This window comes from Rheinheimera sp. (assembly GCF_030690345.1).
Taxonomy (GTDB): domain Bacteria; phylum Pseudomonadota; class Gammaproteobacteria; order Enterobacterales; family Alteromonadaceae; genus Alishewanella.
Window position 1 is genome coordinate 580,601 of the sequence record NZ_JAUYGV010000008.1, and the last position, 14,200, is coordinate 594,800.

Sequence of the window (14,200 nt, forward strand, 5' to 3'; positions counted from 1 at the left end):
TGTTATGTAAAGAGGCTTGCCGCTTAAGCGTAGCCAGCTAAAATAGCAAACGGATAATCAGGGAGGGTGCAAATGGCTATAGCGATTAACATGCTGGGTAAACTGGAATTACGCCGCAATGGCATGGTAATAGCAATGCCGGCCTCGAAACGCAGCCGCGCCCTGCTGGCGTATCTGGCACTTACTGCCCGGCCACACCGCCGCGACAGGTTATGTGAAGTATTCTGGGAAATTCCGGATGACCCTAAGGGCGCATTGCGCTGGTCGTTAAGTAAGATCCGGCCGCTGGTGAATGACGCCGGCACAGAACGGCTGCAGGCAGACCGCGAACGGGTATCTCTGGTTAGCAGCGACATCAGCATTGACCTGCAGCAGCTGATAGCTAAAAGTCAGCAAAGCGATTTATCTGTGGCTGAACTTGAAAGACTGCTGCAACAAAGCCAGCAACCTTTTTTGCAGGGTCTGGATTTACCAGGCCAAAGCCTGTTTCAAGACTGGTTAACTGCAGAGCGTAATGAACTGCAGCAACTAACCGGCAAGCTGCAGGCTCGTATAGCCTCACATGCTACGCTCAGCAGCCCGGATAAACTGCATACCACAGAGGCACCCGGCAGCCGCGAGCTTCTTGCAAGGCAAAAGATACAGTTTTGCACCGCACAAGATGGAGCCCGCATTGCTTATGCCTCAGTAGGCAAAGGCCCTACCATTGTTAAAGCGGCTAATTGGCTTAGCCATTTAGAGCATGATTGGGATGCACCGATCTGGAGCCCGCTATTTCGCGATTTGGCGGCAGATCATCATTTTGTCCGCTACGATGAGCGCGGCAATGGTTTATCAGACTGGGACGTGGCAGATATTTCCTTCAGTGCCTTTGTAACCGACCTGGAAACCGTGGTAGGCGCTAATAAGCTGGATAAATTTGCGCTGCTGGGTATATCACAAGGTGCTGCGGTATCTATCGAATACGCCATCCGTTATCCGGAAAAAGTGTCGCAGCTTATTTTATTTGGCGGTTACGCCGCCGGCTGGCGTATTGGTGCCACAGAGGCCTTAACCAAAGAGCGCGAAGCGGTGATGACACTAACAGCCGTAGGCTGGGGCACGGATAATCCGGCGTACCGGCAGATATTTTCTTCCACCTTTATGCCGGATGCCAACGAAGCAGAGTTCAACTGGTTTAACGATTTTCAGCGCTTAACCACCTCTGCCGAAAACGCAGTAAGATTTTTGTCGGTGTTTGCTGATATCGACGTACGCCACCGCCTGGCGCAAGTAAAGGTGCCTACGTTAGTGATTCATGCCATGGGCGACCAGCGCATACCAATAAGCGTAGGCCGCGATATTGCCGCAGCTATTCCCAATGCCGAGTTTGTTGGCCTGGAAAGCAACGGCCATTTACTGCTGGGCCGTGAACCGGCATCAAAAGCCTTTGTGCAAGCCATACGCGACTTTATGGCCCGTCACCCGTAAGCTACACATATGATTAGAAACAGTGTATTTTCACATATAAATGAATTTAACTCATAGGTAGCAGTGTGATTGAAAAAATCCACCTGAGTATTTTGCGCGAAATTGACCGTCAGGGCTCGTTAACCGCAGCCGCAAGCAGCTTAAACCTGACGCAGTCGGCACTGAGCCACAGCATTAAAAAGCTGGAGCAACAGGCCGGCACCAGCCTGTGGTTAAAAGACGGCCGGCAAATCCGCCTGACCGAAGCCGGCAGTTACCTGCTGGAGCAAGCCAACCGCTTGCTGCCGCAGTTTGAGCGCATCGACGACACACTGCGCCAGTTTGCTGGTAACGAAAAGGGTAGCCTGGGCGTAGGCATGGAATGTCATCCTTGTTACCAGTGGCTGTTAAAAGTGGTGCAGCCGTTTTTGGCGCAATCGCCAGGGGTAGATATCGACGTAAAACAGCGTTTTCAATTTGGCGGCATGGCAGCGCTGTTTAACTACGATATCGATTTACTGATAACCCCGGACCCAATCAACAAAGAGCGCATAGTGTTTGAGCCGGTGTTTCCATACGAGCTGGTGCTGGTGGTAAGCCAACACAGTAAACTGAGTGGCTTAAAGCAAATAACCCCGGCGCAGCTAAGCGATCAGGTGCTGCTAACCTACCCGGTAGAAACGGCGCGGCTGGATATTTTTCAGCAGTTTTTACTGCCGGCGCAGTGCATGCCCAAACACCATAAAACGCTGGAAGCCACCGACATTATTCTGCAAATGGTGGCAGCTAACCGCGGTGTGGCTGCGATGCCGAAATGGTTGGCACTGGAGTATGCCAACAGCCTGCCCATTCATCTGATCCGCTTAGGTGACAGCGGTATTCATAAACATATTTATGTCGGTTACCGTAAACAAGAGCGGCTGAATAAGCATATTCAAACCTTTATTACGCTGGCCAAAAGCAGCGGCGCTATGTTATCTGCAGCGGATTAAACACATAGTTTTAGCTGCCGGCCACTATTGTGGTGGAGCAAAGGCGGCAAACATTTCATCGCAGGTCATATTATGGGTGTATTCGGCAAAGCTGTAGTACGCCGGCTTGCTGTCGATACACACCTGATGGTCGAACACCAGGTCGTCAGCGTTATCAAATAAACCTACCGGCATAATATATTGGCCGTTTTGGCTTAAGCGGTAAAACAAATGCGTACCGCATTCGGCACAAAAGCCACGCGAAGCCCAATCTGACGAGCGAAAAGCGCGCACATGCTGCTCGCCGCTAAACTTAACGTCACTACCGCAGTCAATCGCCAACAGCGGCCCTCCGCCCCAACGCCGGCACATGTCACAATGACAGGCGCCGACTTTATCTGCAGCTGCCGCCACACTGATCCCCACTTTGCCGCACAGACAACGGCCGTTACGCTGAACTGACATGTTATTCTCCTGTTTAGCTAATGCTGACTGATTAATGCTATAGGGTTAACGTTACAGAGTTAATGCTAAAAACTGTAGCACAGCACCACTTTGTTCGCCCGCGCCATACTTTATTCGCATACAGCGCTGGACCTTAACGTAATAATTGCGCACCCTATGCGTCCGGCTAACCGGCAAACAGAGGCTGTAATGCCACTTACCCACTACCAACAGCAGGTTGCCACTGCAGCCCTGCGTTATGACGAAAACCAGTATCAGCTGCTGCAACGCCTGACGCTGTTGGCACAGCAGTTAAGCGCCGGACAGCAGCCGCTGCGTGGCTTATATATTCAGGGCCCGGTGGGCCGTGGTAAAACCCTGCTGATGGATCTGTTTTACCAGCAACTGCAAACACCGCAGAAAATCCGCCTGCACTTTCATCATTTTATGGCGCGTATTCACCGCGAGCTGCACCAGCTTAGCGGCCGGCCAGAGCCGCTGCAGCATATTGCCGCCCAGTGGGCAGCACGCTACCGGGTACTGTGTTTTGACGAGTTTTTTGTTAACGATATCGGCGATTCTATGTTACTCGGTACGCTATGGCGCCACCTGTTTAACGCTGGGGTAGTATTGGTGACCACCTCCAATGCCTTGCCGGAGCAGCTCTACGCGAACGGCCTGCAACGGCAGCGCTTCTTACCTACTATCGCCTTGCTGCAGCAATATTGCGAGGTAGTCACCCTCGACAGCGGCGAAGACTACCGCCTGCGGCAGCAGCAAAGCTGGCCCTATTATCTGCAGGGTGCCAACCTGGCAACGTTACAGCAAAAGGCTGCACAGCTAAGCGGCGAATTAACACCCTTACCGGCCATTAACTTACTAAACCGCACTATACCGGCGCTGTGGCATAACCACCGGCTGATTGGTTTTCACTTTGACGCCCTGTGCGCCGGACCACGCAGCCAATTGGACTATATGGCACTGTGTGATCAATACGCCGCTATTGCCGTGCACGGTGTGCCGCAATTCAGTTACCTGGCCGACAAGCCGATAGTGCATGGCATTGAAGACAGTTATCAGCGTGAACACAAGGAATACTACGTGAGCAAACTGGATAACGAAGCGCGCCGTTTTATCGCCCTGGTAGACGAATGCTACGACAGAGACACCTTGTTATTGCTAAGCGCCGACGTGCCGGTTAGCGAACTGTACCAGGCCAAACAACTGGCGTTCGCTTTTGCCCGCTGCAGCTCGCGGCTGCATGAAATGCAAAACCGGGTATTAGGCCACAGCGCTGTCTGACAGGCTGTATCCGCTGGCAGATAACAAGCCGGCCGCTGTAGCGGCCGGTAACTTTAACGCTTTTGTTTAATGATACTCTGCTACTACCTGCTCCGGCTGCTGCCATTGGCTGTGATACACCGAATCGCCCAATACAAAGTAAATATCATCATTTACCAATACCGACCGTGCGCCCCAACTACCAAAGTAACCACTATACTGCGGCGTTAACTCGCCGGTTTTTTGCATAGTGCCGTTACTGGTGACTTCCAGCGTTAATAAACTCACCTGCTCGCCGTGCTCAGCAGAGTAACGGCTAAGCGGCAAGGCCAGCCGGGTAACATCGCCCAGCTGTACACTGGCCAAACTGTGGTGCTGATACTCCAGCGGCGAATATTGCTCAGCAAATACCAACTCATCCTGCACCACCGCGTCGTCAGCGCTGACGTCAAACAAGGCAATTTTCGCGCCTACGCTATTCCACACCGGAGCGCCCTGTTCATTGGTGTCTATTTGCTGGCCTAAACCCCAGAGCAAATTATCGCTGATGCTGTGTAAATAAGCTGAGTAGCCGGGAATTTCCAGCTCACCGATAATGGCAGGTTGCAGCGGATCACTAATATCCAGCGTATACAATGGGTCGGTGCGCTCAAAGGTCACCACATAGACACGGTCACCTGCAAAACGGACAGCATAAATATCTTCGCCCGGTTTACCGATAACCTGGTCCGGTTGCTGTGCATCAGGTAACTGCGCTACCGTTTTCAGCTCAGTGCCATCCTGTTCCAGCACCCAAAAGCGGTGTAGCAGGTCTGCGTCAGCCCGATCTGATGTGAGTAACATCAGGTATTGTTGTTGCTCATACAGCATAAAGGCACGCTGGCTGCCACCGATATAACCATCAACAGCGCCTGTGGCCTGATACCCCACTGCAGAATCATCCAGGCTGAATTTGTGCAGCACGGTGCGCGAGTGGCTTTCATAATTGACGCTGCCATGTAAATACAGATGCTCAGCTGACATATATAAGCCAGCTACTGATGCCAAAATACAGCTGCTTTCAGTCTGATAAGGTGCAGCAGTTGCGATACGGGTCAGCACTACCATGCGGTCGCTGCCTTCGTTACTTTGCACATCAGAGGGCAAATAACACTGCTGCGAGGCAATTAACGGCTCGGGAATGCTGCCATTTAACCGGCGCTTTGGCAGTAAATCGCTCAGCTCAGCATTTTCCAGTACCTGCATATTGCTTTCGTTAGCGGCAACGCTACCGGCAAAGCTCTGGTATCCGGCTACTTCCGGCTGATAACGCGATACCAACCATACCGCATCAGCTGTGCGGCGGCTGTTAATTAAATCACCGTCAAACTGCAACTGATACACACTGTTGCCTTGTTCAAACAACTGCACGCTGATATTACCGTTAGCAGCCCCCCACTCCGGTGGCGATAAAGCAATACCCACATTGTCATAGCGGTCATCGCCCAGCACGGTCAGTTGCTCGTCTGTGGCATACAATCCCAGCACCTGGCGCATCTGTGGTGCCAATGTAACAGCGTCCAGCGCAGTCAGGCTGCCATCAGCATGGCGCTGCCAGCGCTTAACATAGGGCGTATCAGTGTCTGCATCAATGCCACTGACATACAACGTCTGGTTGGCGAATTTTACGCGGTCGGCCTCATCAACCCCCTGCGTCACCAAATTGGTGCCCGAGCTGCCGGGATCGGCAGGTACCGGCACAGCGCCATCAAGATGGCGCATATCGGCCCTGGCATATAAGCCGTATTTCAGATAGCGCTCCAGTTGCTGGCCGCTTACCTGAGTTAACGTCGCTTCGCTGACTGAGGCCGCGGATACCTGCCACAGCTGGCTTTCATTGTTGTCTGAACTGCCACCACAAGCGGCCAGCAAAACACTGGCGGCAATTAAGCTTACTGCTCTCATTGTTATCTTCCCTTTTAGTATTTAATTTACGCATCAATGTAACGAAAAGGTGAATCAAACTATGTCTTAATTTGCGATTAACTGTGTAAAGATGTTATTGCCGCCACATAGCGGCGCGTCCGGTAAGTTAAGAGTACTGAAATATGGCGCTTTAAAAGCTTGAAATGCTATTTAGCCCTGCTCAGCTTGTTATGTTATGACAACTTTTCAGTACAGCATTTGGTCGCATCCGACTAGACTATTACTAAACAAGCAAGCAACATGAATAAATTATTTATGCAGTGGCGGTACTGACATGAAACTGAATTGCGACTTAGGCGAAAGCTTCGGCAGCTGGCAGATGGGGCTGGACGTTGAGGTGATGCCACATATTGATATGGCCAATATCGCTTGCGGCTTTCATGCCGGCGATGCCGATGTGATGGCGCGCACCTTAGCATTGGCAAAACAACATGGCGTTGTTGTTGGCGCCCACCCATCCTACCCCGATTTACAAGGCTTTGGCCGGCGCAGTATGGCGCTGTCGCACAGTGAAATTGTTAACTGTATGCGCTATCAAATCGCCGCGCTGGATGGTATGGCGTTAAGTGCTGGCCTGTCACTGAGCTATGTTAAACCGCATGGCGCGCTGTACAACGATATGATGAGTAAACCGGCAGTGTTCGCCGCGGTACTGGATGCGGTGGCAGGGTTCTATAAGCCACTAAAACTGATGATTTTAGCCACCGCCCGGCAGCAGGAGTTTGCCGCGCAGGCCAAGGCGCAAAGCGTAGAGCTGATATTTGAAGCCTTTGCCGACCGGCGTTACACCGACGAAGGCACCTTAACACCGCGCAGCCAGAGTGGCGCAGTGTTGCATGGCGCTGAAATGCTGGCACAAGTAGCCCAGCTGGTTAAACAAGGCACAGTTACCACCGCATCCGGCAAACAATTAGCCCTTAGTGCCGATACGCTGTGCGTGCATGGTGATAATCAGGCCGCTATTGCTCAGGTGCAGCAGATCCGGGCTCTGTTAAAATGAGTACGGGCATAAGTCAGCCACAATACCAACTGACAATCGCCGGTGAAAACGCGCTGATGCTGTATTTTGACCAGCGCATCGACCCGGCCATTTCTGCTTTAGTACAGCAGGCTTGTGCACTGATCCGTGCTGAGCTGGCCGACGATGTGATTGACCTGCTGCCGTCCTATGCCTCAGTGCTTATTTTGTTTAACCCGCTTAGCACCGACCATTACCGCGTGCAGGCTCAGTTACAACACTGTCTGCAACAATTGCAAAGCGGCAACAGCCACAGCGGCAAGTTGGTAGAGCTACCGGTGTATTACAGCGCGGAAAGCGGGCCGGATTTAGCACTGATCGCCGAAACAAAAGATATCAGCATAGACGAAGTGATTAAGCGCCATCAGGCCGTTAGTTACCGCGTTTATGCCATTGGCTTTGCCCCGGGGTTTGCTTATTTAGGTGAAGTAGACCCGCTGCTGCAAATGCCTCGTTTAGCCACGCCGCGTGCCAAAGTGCCTCGCGGCGCTGTCGCCATTGCCGACCGGCAAACCGCGATATACCCGGCAGCATCGCCTGGTGGCTGGAATCTGATTGGCCTGTGCCCAACGCGGATGTTTAACCCCGCCGCCGAACCTGTGATGCCGGTAGCCGTAGGCGATGAAGTGCGTTTTGTTGCGATAGATAAAGCCGAATTTTTCCGTTTAGGTGGTGAACTGCCAGAGCTTGAGCCTTCGGGGAAAAAGTCATGAGCGGTTTTAGCGTTATCGCCCCGGGTGTACTGAGTTTATTGCAGGACAGCGGCCGCTTTGGCCAGAGCGCCCTGGGCTTAACCACTGGCGGGCCTATGGATGCGGCTTCTGCTGGCTGGGCCAACCGCTTGTTGAGTAACAGCCACAATGCCAGTTTAATAGAATGCAGTGTTGGCGGCTTGCAACTGCGCGCCAACAGCAACAGCTATATTGCCGTTACCGGTGCTACCTTGCCACTAAGCATTAACGGCAAACCGGCTGAGCTTTGGACAGCGCATAAAGTGCAGCAAGGCGATGTAATAGAGCTGGGTATGGTAAGCAAAGGCCTGCGGGCTTACTTGGCGGTGGCCGGTGGCTTTAACATAACGCCACAATTTGGCAGCAGCGCCACCGTGCTACGCGAAGGCATTGGTGGTTTAAATGGCAATAAACTGCAACCCGGCGACAATTTAACAGCCGCTACGGTAAACCAGCTGCCAAGGCTGCAATTGCCGGCGCCTTACCGGCCGCAATTTAACCGCACCCTGACGCTGCGCCTGGTAGAGGGTTATCAGGCAGCCAGCTTTCTCAGTACAGAGCGCCAGCGCTTTTACCTGAACAGTTACAAAGTAACACCGCAGGCTGATCGCATGGGCTATAAACTGGCCGGTACTGCGATAAGCTGCCAGCAAACACAGCTGTTATCCGAAGGCATCTGCTATGGCGCAGTACAAATTCCACCGGATGGCCAGCCGATAGTGTTGTTAAACGACCGGCAAACGCTGGGCGGCTACCCGAAAGTCGGTTCAGTGCTGTCTTTGGACTGCGCCTTGCTGGCCCAGGCGGCCGCAGGTACCGAAGTATATTTTACGCCGATAAGCCCCGAGCAAGCGCACAATGCGCTGTGTTTGGCCAAAGTACGCACTGCTGCGCTAAGCAGCCAACTGGTGAGCCTGTAAATGACTGCACAGCAGCAAGATTATCTGGCTATCAGCCAGCAGATAGAGCAGTTATTGGTGCGGCAAAACCTGCGCGGTATGGCAAGCCTTAAGCCGCATTTACGCCCTGGCTATGTGCTGCGCGCGGCGCGGTTGATAAATCAGTGCCGCGGCACGGTATTAATCGGTACCGGCTTTCCGGTGCTGAATACCTTTGAAACCGACGGCCCGGTGGGCGCCATTGGCCTCTATCAGTTGCTGCAGCGACTTGGCGCTAAGCCCATTATCGTCTGCGGCAATCCGCTGTACAGTGCGCTTAGCGCCGACTACCAGTGCTATCAAATTAGCGTAAACCAGTATGACGCCCTGCCAGCGATTGCCAGTGCGGCCCTGGCTGAACTTAAGCCACAACTGGTGATTTCAATTGAACGGCCCGGCTTTAATGCGCAGCAGCGTTACGCCAATATGCGCGGCGAAGATATTTCTGAGCGCTGCGCCAGCTTTGACTACTTTTTAACCCAAGCGGCCTGCCCCACCATTGGCATTGGCGATGGTGGCAATGAAATTGGTATGGGGAATTTGTATCAGCAGGTTAGTGCGCTGAATATTACCCCGGCGGTCACCGAATGCGACGAGCTGATTGTTGCCGATGTATCAAACTGGGCCGCCTGGGGTTTAGCTGCCATGGTGTCGGTATTACGCGGCGAAAACCTGCTGGCAGGTGCTGAACCGCTGACAATTTTGCAGTATTTATCGGCCAAAGGCAGCGTAGATGGCGTGACCCGGCTCAATACGCTGACCGAAGATGGCTTGGCGCATACTGAAGGCGAGCAACTAATTAAAGATTTGTGCACTGTGTTGCAAGGTGCTGACTAATCGCAGAACCGATATGCCCACACCAACACGCCGTAAATACGTCCCTGCAGGCTCGATTCCGGCATCCATGCCGTCAACGGTTGGTTTAGAGCATATCGATTCCGCTCAACATACATCTGAGTAGCTTTAATGAGAGAAATGCTATGACAACAGTATATTTAAACGGCGCCTTTGTACCGGCCAGCGAGGCCAAGATATCACCGATGGATCGTGGCTTTTTATTTGGCGACGGCATCTACGAGGTGATCCCAAGCTATGGTGGCCGCTTTGTTGGCTTTGGCCCGCATATCGACCGCATGCACAGCGGCTTAGCGCAGCTGTCCATTGACCCGAAACTAAGCCAGGCCGACTGGCTGCAGATTGCCGATAAGCTACTGGCTGATAACCGGGCTGAGTTGGGTGATAACCTCGGCGTGTATTTTCAGGTCAGCCGCGGCACCGATACCAAGCGTGGTCATGCTTTCCCGGCCAATATCACGCCTACTGTATTTGGTTTTGCCTTTGCCATCCCGCCCGAGCCGGTAGCCGATAAAGCCAAAGCTACTACTTATGCCGTGGTTACCGGCCAGGATTTACGCTGGCAGCGCTGCCATATTAAATCCACCTCACTGCTGGGCAATGTGCTGCATTACCAGCAAAGCTACAGCCAGGGCGCACAGGAAATACTGCTGTTTGATAAAGACGGTAACTTAACCGAAGGCGCAGCGGTAAACGTATTTATCGTGAAAGATGGCATTATTGCCACGCCGGCACTAAGCCACAAACTGCTACCCGGCATAACGCGGCAGCTGCTGCTGGCGATACTGGCCAAACACAGCAGCATTAAAGTGCAAGAACGCGATATCAGCGAAGCCGAAGTATTGGCCGCCGATGAAATTTGGCTTACCAGCTCCAGCAAAGAAATTGCTCCGGTGCTGTATGTTAACGACAAACCGGTTGGCAACGGCGAAGTGGGTGATGTTTGGCTGGCCGTGCAACAACTGTTTAGCGAACACAAGTTCGACTATTAAGCTATTGTTTTTCCGGCGCGGCCATCACCGGCAGCGCCATCTTCCTGCTGCTTTTCACGCCATTTTCACAAATAATTAATTTACAAAATTGCATTATTTATATATCTTTTAGCAACCTCATTTCAGCAGAGCCCCGCATGCATACTTTTATGTTCAGGCGAAAGCCATTGCTGCTGTTGGCCGCAGCGCTGAGTTTTCTGGGATTTATTGTTTTCTCACAACAGGTTATGGCAGATATGTTTAGCTGGTTTAAAAAATACGATGTGCATTTATCACCTGCAGTACAGGGTAAAATTAGCTTTAACGGCAACCCTGTCGCTAACATCAAAGTGTTCCGCGAGCTGACATATGACAAAGAATATCTTGATCATGCCTTAACCGATAGCCAGGGGAATTTTTCTTTTGACGAGAAAAACATCCGCTCAAGCCGGCCCGGAAGCCTGCTCGAAACCTTTACCCGTCAGGTATTATTTTTGGATCATAACGGTAAACGCCATATCTTGTGGCGCTTTACTAATCGCACCACAGAGCCGGCAAAGACGATAAACAGTTTGCTAAATGGCCTGCGCTGCGACTTGTCAAACCCAGACATGATTTATGACCTGGAAAACCAGGAACATCCTGCTCATCCTCATGTAGTTTCGGGGATTTGTACATTTGAAACAGAAACTCACATTATTGGACAAGAGAGGAAGTAATCGTGCCTACACTTACCCCTTCAATGGCAGTGAAGCTAGCAGCTTTAGCTTACGAAATTAAAACGCCGGGTTCTTCCGGCAGCTATGATGTAGATGCCGCACCAGAAATAAGAAACGCTTTCAGTTTCGATTTATCCAACGGGCCTGTACGAGGCGTATCTGGTAGTATTTTGGCAAGAATGCTGAATCGCTCGACCGGATTTGCGATGATCGGTAAAGGTAAAAGCCAATACGATGGCGACCATGTAGTAGCTATTCGCGGCACCGCCAGCTTAAGTGATGGTATTACTGATGCGCATATCGGTTTAACCGGCGGCGATAATAACTCTTTGATCCATGCGGGCTTTAATAAAACCTTCCAAAGCATGAAGCCGGCATTGGAAAGCACGCTGACCCCACTGCTGGCGCGTAGCTCAACCGGCACCGTACATTGCGTTGGCCACAGCTTAGGTGGCGCCTTAGCCCATATCACAGCAGATTGGGTAAAGCGACGCTATAAAAATAAAGTATTTTTATACACCTTTGGCGCCCCGCGTGTCGGGCTTGATGGTTTTGCCCTGAAAACCTCAAACAACATCGATCGTATTTTCCGCTGCACCCATGCTGCCGACCCTGTACCAATGGTGCCATTGTGGCCTTTTGTGCACGCACCTTATCAGGGCGAAGAAGTTTTACTGGCGCCGGGCCAAGGTATCAGCTTTGCCGCACATAAAATGGCTGAAGCCGCAACTCCAGGCTATTTGAATACAGCCAACAGTGGCAGCTGGCGCAGCCTTCAACGGAGATCATCGCTGAATCTGGCGACGGTGCGGCTAAAATACGATAGCCGTCACCAAGCTTCTTTCTCAAACTATTGGGCTGAAAAAATCAGCGCTGGTTTAATTACACTATTAAAAGATGCCGGCTATTACACTGCAGTGATGGCACAAGCCGCAATTGGTACCAGTTTAACGTTCTACGATATGCTCGCCCGAACTCTGGAAGCCGTGGCTAAAGCATCAACCAAGCTGGCAGAGCAAACCAAGGGCTTGCTTGGCCACATGTTAGTGTTTGCCCGCCAGGCAGTTTCCACTGTCGCCGAGTTATCATTTAAGTTTATCCGCTGGGTATTTGATGTCACCTTAGGGGCGCTATACCGCACCGCCCGTGAAGCCATTGACAGCGTTATGTAAACCGCCCAGGCCCGGTAGTCGTCGACATCCGGGCCTGTTCAACCGGCCAGAAATGAAAAAACATTTCAACAAAACGTCGCAGTTTTTAGTGTGCCTGTCTGTAATATCAGTCCTTCTATACTCCTTAGAAGTTAGAGCAAATATGTTTAGCTGGTTCAATAAATACGATGTGCATTTATCTCCTGCAGTGCAAGGTACTGTCACTGTGGATGGTAAGCCTTTAGCAGGAATAAAAGTGTTTCGCGAATTAGACTATGACAATGCTTACAACGAAGAAGCGACCACCGATGAGCAGGGCCAGTTTTATTTTGCTGAGAAGAATATCAAGTCGCGCCAGCCTGCAAATAAATTAGATCAATCTAAAATCAGGCAAGTTATATCGTTGGTTTATCATGGTAAAACTTTCGTGCTTTGGTATCTGAATACATCCAGTATCGAGCCACAGCAAGCTATAGTGCAGCGCTTAGCTGCACTCAACTGCGAGCTTAGTGATGAAGAGCTGGAGCATACATTCCCTAATATAGAAAAGCCTGACTTCCCGCATAGCACATTTAGCATTTGCCGCTGGCCAGATTAAAAGCAAATTTATCGCAACTTTTGAGCGGGATCGGTCAGATTCGCTAACTTGCTCCAGCATTCTGCATCATCTGCCATACCGTAGCCGGCTGTTCGGTTTGCTGCAAATAAGTTATTACCGCCTGCTGCTCTGCCGCTGCTTTATTTTGTGACAATTTAAAACGGCCGGTTACGCTGCTCAGGTTAATCTCTACCCCCACTATCGCCTGCACCAACTTTTGCTGGTAGTCCGCCGCCTGTGTCATGCCAGGCGCACTATGTGCTTCCTGCTGTCTTACCAGGGCCAGCGTTTGTTCGTTATCCAACAGCCGGGCAGTGCCTTTTAGCTCAACCAGCGCGTAGTTCCAGGTGGATACAGCGGGTTGCTGCTGATAGCAGCTGGCCGGCACAAAGGCGTGCGGTCCCTGAATAACGATGAGCACTTCGGCCCCGTCCAGTTGCTTAAGCTGCGGGTTATTGCATGCCAGATGGCAATACGTCTTGCCGCCCGGGCTTTGCCAGTCAAATAAAAACGGCAAGGGTGTATAGCTTAAACTGCCGTTAGTGCTTAGCAGTAAACCAAAATAATGCTGTTGCAAAAACGCCTGCAATTGCGCGCTGTCATTGCTGTGATAATACGGCGGTGGATACACTGCTGGCTCCTTATCAATACTGGCGCTGAATATAAAAAGCATTGTCTATCGCGGTAAAACCCACTGCCGGATAATACTGCATCGCAGACGGTGCACTGCGCAGTAATTGTTGCACCTGTGGCCCGGTAGCCTGCTGCACCGCGGCCAGTAGCGCCTTGCCGATACCCTGTTGCTGCCGGGCTTTATCGACTAACAAATCACAGATATACACCACATAGGCTTTGTCAGTTAAGCAGCGCGCCAACCCGACTAACTTGCCATCCAATCTTGCCGTAAGCAGTAAGTTGCTACTTGCCAGCATAATGGCCATACGCGCGCTATCTTCCGTTGGCCGGTTAATGCCGGATGCGCGATACAGCGCCAGCATTTCGTCCAAATCAAAACTGCTTTCTTGTTGATACACTACCGTCATTAGCTGCCTCCTTCTTGTGTTGCCGTTAGCATAGCGGCTAAACTGGCACTATAAAAAGTACCGGTT

15 protein-coding genes are annotated in these 14,200 nt (G+C 51.6%); 11 read left to right on the plus strand and 4 right to left on the minus strand.

Features of this window, described 5'->3' with window-relative positions:
- Positions 1-72 precede the first annotated feature (72 nt).
- Both Q8O77_RS17545 and Q8O77_RS17550 read left to right on the plus strand, forming a co-directional pair.
- Positions 73-1,470 carry an alpha/beta hydrolase gene (locus Q8O77_RS17545; RefSeq protein ID WP_305556343.1) on the plus strand — a complete coding sequence of 466 codons (1,398 nt, stop codon included), beginning with the start codon at positions 73-75 and terminating at the stop codon, positions 1,468-1,470.
- A 65-nt stretch (positions 1,471-1,535) separates the two neighbouring features.
- Complete coding sequence (locus Q8O77_RS17550; RefSeq protein ID WP_305556346.1) at positions 1,536-2,441, plus strand: LysR family transcriptional regulator; 906 nt, start codon at positions 1,536-1,538, stop codon at positions 2,439-2,441.
- 24 nt (positions 2,442-2,465) lie between these two features.
- Here Q8O77_RS17550 and Q8O77_RS17555 read toward each other — a convergent pair whose 3' ends face one another.
- Complete coding sequence (locus Q8O77_RS17555; RefSeq protein ID WP_305556348.1) at positions 2,466-2,885, minus strand: GFA family protein; 420 nt, start codon at positions 2,883-2,885, stop codon at positions 2,466-2,468.
- A 156-nt stretch (positions 2,886-3,041) separates the two neighbouring features.
- Here Q8O77_RS17555 and zapE point away from each other — a divergent pair, with 156 nt between their 5' ends.
- On the plus strand, positions 3,042-4,166 hold the full coding sequence (zapE, locus tag Q8O77_RS17560; RefSeq protein ID WP_305556351.1) for a cell division protein ZapE: 1,125 nt from the start codon (positions 3,042-3,044) through the stop codon (positions 4,164-4,166).
- Positions 4,167-4,232: 66 nt separating this feature from the next.
- Here zapE and Q8O77_RS17565 read toward each other — a convergent pair whose 3' ends face one another.
- A complete protein-coding gene (locus tag Q8O77_RS17565; protein WP_305556354.1) occupies positions 4,233-6,089 on the minus strand; it encodes a beta-propeller domain-containing protein in 1,857 nt (618 codons plus the stop codon).
- Between the two features lie 295 nt (positions 6,090-6,384).
- Here Q8O77_RS17565 and Q8O77_RS17570 point away from each other — a divergent pair, with 295 nt between their 5' ends.
- The 8 genes from Q8O77_RS17570 (at position 6,385) to Q8O77_RS17605 (ending at position 13,091) form a co-directional block, all read left to right on the plus strand.
- Positions 6,385-7,110, plus strand: coding sequence for a 5-oxoprolinase subunit PxpA (locus tag Q8O77_RS17570; RefSeq protein ID WP_305556357.1), 726 nt, complete (start codon positions 6,385-6,387; stop codon positions 7,108-7,110).
- A complete protein-coding gene (gene pxpB, locus Q8O77_RS17575) occupies positions 7,107-7,841 on the plus strand; it encodes a 5-oxoprolinase subunit PxpB (protein ID WP_305556359.1) in 735 nt (244 codons plus the stop codon). Before Q8O77_RS17570 ends, pxpB begins: the two co-directional genes overlap by 4 nt.
- The gene (locus tag Q8O77_RS17580; RefSeq protein ID WP_305556361.1) at positions 7,838-8,779 is read left to right on the plus strand and encodes a biotin-dependent carboxyltransferase family protein; all 942 of its coding nucleotides are present in this window, start codon (positions 7,838-7,840) and stop codon (positions 8,777-8,779) included. The genes pxpB and Q8O77_RS17580 overlap by 4 nt, the downstream gene beginning before the upstream one ends.
- A complete protein-coding gene (locus Q8O77_RS17585; RefSeq protein WP_305556363.1) occupies positions 8,780-9,634 on the plus strand; it encodes a DUF4392 domain-containing protein in 855 nt (284 codons plus the stop codon).
- Positions 9,635-9,777: 143 nt separating this feature from the next.
- On the plus strand, positions 9,778-10,644 hold the full coding sequence (locus Q8O77_RS17590; RefSeq protein WP_305556365.1) for a D-amino acid aminotransferase: 867 nt from the start codon (positions 9,778-9,780) through the stop codon (positions 10,642-10,644).
- 137 nt (positions 10,645-10,781) lie between these two features.
- Positions 10,782-11,342, plus strand: coding sequence for a DUF6795 domain-containing protein (locus Q8O77_RS17595; protein ID WP_305556368.1), 561 nt, complete (start codon positions 10,782-10,784; stop codon positions 11,340-11,342).
- A gap of 2 nt (positions 11,343-11,344) precedes the next feature.
- On the plus strand, positions 11,345-12,514 hold the full coding sequence (locus Q8O77_RS17600) for a lipase family protein (protein ID WP_305556371.1): 1,170 nt from the start codon (positions 11,345-11,347) through the stop codon (positions 12,512-12,514).
- 52 nt (positions 12,515-12,566) lie between these two features.
- Positions 12,567-13,091, plus strand: a complete 525-nt coding sequence (locus Q8O77_RS17605) for a DUF6795 domain-containing protein (protein ID WP_305556373.1) — start codon at positions 12,567-12,569, stop codon at positions 13,089-13,091.
- A gap of 43 nt (positions 13,092-13,134) precedes the next feature.
- Here Q8O77_RS17605 and Q8O77_RS17610 read toward each other — a convergent pair whose 3' ends face one another.
- Both Q8O77_RS17610 and Q8O77_RS17615 read right to left on the minus strand, forming a co-directional pair.
- A complete protein-coding gene (locus tag Q8O77_RS17610; RefSeq protein WP_305556375.1) occupies positions 13,135-13,722 on the minus strand; it encodes an FMN-binding negative transcriptional regulator in 588 nt (195 codons plus the stop codon).
- Between the two features lie 13 nt (positions 13,723-13,735).
- Entirely contained in the window at positions 13,736-14,134 is a 399-nt protein-coding gene (locus tag Q8O77_RS17615; RefSeq protein WP_305556377.1) for a GNAT family N-acetyltransferase, read from the minus strand.
- Positions 14,135-14,200: the final 66 nt, after the last annotated feature.

What these genes read in the sequence shown, in the direction of transcription:
- Q8O77_RS17545 (WP_305556343.1), top strand. Translation starts at nt 73, where the DNA reads ATGGCTATAGCGATTAACATGCTGGGTAAACTGGAATTACGCCGCAAT.
- Q8O77_RS17555 (WP_305556348.1), bottom strand. Translation starts at nt 2,885, where the DNA reads ATGTCAGTTCAGCGTAACGGCCGTTGTCTGTGCGGCAAAGTGGGGATC.
- zapE (WP_305556351.1), top strand. Translation starts at nt 3,042, where the DNA reads ATGCGTCCGGCTAACCGGCAAACAGAGGCTGTAATGCCACTTACCCAC.
- Q8O77_RS17565 (WP_305556354.1), bottom strand. Translation starts at nt 6,089, where the DNA reads ATGAGAGCAGTAAGCTTAATTGCCGCCAGTGTTTTGCTGGCCGCTTGT.
- Q8O77_RS17570 (WP_305556357.1), top strand. Translation starts at nt 6,385, where the DNA reads ATGAAACTGAATTGCGACTTAGGCGAAAGCTTCGGCAGCTGGCAGATG.
- pxpB (WP_305556359.1), top strand. Translation starts at nt 7,107, where the DNA reads ATGAGTACGGGCATAAGTCAGCCACAATACCAACTGACAATCGCCGGT.
- Q8O77_RS17580 (WP_305556361.1), top strand. Translation starts at nt 7,838, where the DNA reads ATGAGCGGTTTTAGCGTTATCGCCCCGGGTGTACTGAGTTTATTGCAG.
- Q8O77_RS17585 (WP_305556363.1), top strand. Translation starts at nt 8,780, where the DNA reads ATGACTGCACAGCAGCAAGATTATCTGGCTATCAGCCAGCAGATAGAG.
- Q8O77_RS17590 (WP_305556365.1), top strand. Translation starts at nt 9,778, where the DNA reads ATGACAACAGTATATTTAAACGGCGCCTTTGTACCGGCCAGCGAGGCC.
- Q8O77_RS17595 (WP_305556368.1), top strand. Translation starts at nt 10,782, where the DNA reads ATGCATACTTTTATGTTCAGGCGAAAGCCATTGCTGCTGTTGGCCGCA.
- Q8O77_RS17605 (WP_305556373.1), top strand. Translation starts at nt 12,567, where the DNA reads ATGAAAAAACATTTCAACAAAACGTCGCAGTTTTTAGTGTGCCTGTCT.
- Q8O77_RS17615 (WP_305556377.1), bottom strand. Translation starts at nt 14,134, where the DNA reads ATGACGGTAGTGTATCAACAAGAAAGCAGTTTTGATTTGGACGAAATG.